This is a genomic window from Bacillus sp. AFS018417 (assembly GCF_002560985.1).
Taxonomy (GTDB): Bacteria; Bacillota; Bacilli; order Bacillales; family Bacillaceae_G; genus Bacillus_A; species Bacillus_A rhizoplanae.
Genome location: NZ_NTTM01000144.1, coordinates 1 through 239, shown reverse-complemented (window position 1 = coordinate 239; position 239 = coordinate 1). Strand labels below are relative to the sequence as shown.

The following is a 239-nucleotide window of genomic DNA, read 5'->3' as shown; positions in this document are numbered from 1 at the left end:
CTAGATTCAACATTCGATAAAGAGAGTTGGTATGCACCGTTTAAACATGCTATAGAAGGACTTACAGCCGAACAGGCTATCTGGAAACCATCTGGAGAGGCGACTAATACCATTTGGGAGAACGTTAATCATCTCATTTATTACAAAGAGAGACTTGCTGCAAACTTGGAAGGCCGTGAATGGACACATAATCTCGACGGTGATGAAACCTTTTATCTTACCAATCAATCTAATGATGA

At 40.2% G+C, this 239-nt stretch carries 1 protein-coding gene; it reads left to right on the top strand.

The genetic code is table 11. The annotated features are described in order from the left end of the window. The coding region (locus tag CN326_RS23960) for a DinB family protein (protein WP_176524766.1) at window positions 1-239 on the top strand (239 nt) is incomplete at both ends.